Origin of the sequence: Candidatus Ichthyocystis sparus, from assembly GCF_900078745.1 — a bacterium.
GTDB lineage: Bacteria > Pseudomonadota > Gammaproteobacteria > Burkholderiales > 2013Ark19i > Ichthyocystis > Ichthyocystis sparus.
In genome coordinates, this window is sequence record NZ_FKII01000041.1 from 1 (window position 1) to 1,016 (window position 1,016).

Sequence of the window (1,016 nt, forward strand, 5' to 3'; positions counted from 1 at the left end):
AGACCTGCAATTATCTGAACACCATCAGGAGACAGAACAACACCCAACGCGCTCAAAACATCCGGATCGACAGTACAACCAGAAACAGCAGCAGCAATACCACGCTTTTTGGCAGGAGCTTTACCTTTACTCTTAGCGCTCACCCCCACAGCAGTAGAAGTAGTCAAAACAGAAGCAATACCACGCCCTTTGACAGGAGCCTTACCTTTATTACTTCTGGCACTCACTCTCACAACAGTAGAAGCAGTTGAAACAACAGCAGTACCACGCCTCTTGGCAGGAGCTTTACCTTTACTATTGGTACTCACCCCCTTACCCACAACAATAGCAGAGGTTAAAGCAGCAGCCTCAGCTTGCTGCAAACCACCTCCAAGAATAGCACTCTGTGCAACGACCTCCTCATCTTTACCTTCACTGCTAACGCCATTATCCTCATCATCTGGAACATCACTAGAAGCAGCAGTGCCAACCACGGATACAGGATACAATACACCCTCCTCTTTTCTTTTTATAGCTTGGATTTGTTACTCTTATATATTCTTACTTATTTTATTAACTTAACATTACACAACAAACTCACATACCTACATCACATAAGAGCACAGAAACAGGAACGGTCTCAGAATAAAACCAACGCAACAGCCAAAGCCACATGCTACCGCCCTCCAGTGTCTCCACATAGCTGAAGGCGGCAACCCCCACGACAATGATAAAGGGGGAAAAAACACTACTAGCCAGACTAATACTAAATCACATGTAATGGCTTAGTACAATTTGTCCACATCCAACTATCCCCCATCTCCCCTCAAAAACTACTTGGGCTAAGCACATAAACCATGACCTCACGACCCATCCGTCACCTAGCATACAACCCTATATGTAGCACCTTAACGCAAAACGAATCTGTTTCCTCACCAAGCGCAATCATCATCTGAGCACAAGGAACACTGCGATGAACTGAAATTGCTCAGATTACAAACAAAAAAACAGCCAAACCTTGCTAACTCGTACAACCA

Annotated in this window: 2 protein-coding genes; both read right to left on the reverse strand. The window is 44.8% G+C overall.

Annotated elements, in window-relative coordinates; translation table 11 throughout:
* On the reverse strand, window positions 1-488 hold a 488-nt coding region (locus A6733_RS00480), incomplete at its 3' end, for a hypothetical protein (protein ID WP_141663326.1).
* An 88-nt stretch (window positions 489-576) separates the two neighbouring features.
* Window positions 577-702, reverse strand: coding sequence for a hypothetical protein (locus A6733_RS09590; RefSeq protein ID WP_278183914.1), 126 nt, complete (start codon window positions 700-702; stop codon window positions 577-579).
* Between the last annotated feature and the right edge of the window lie 314 nt (window positions 703-1,016).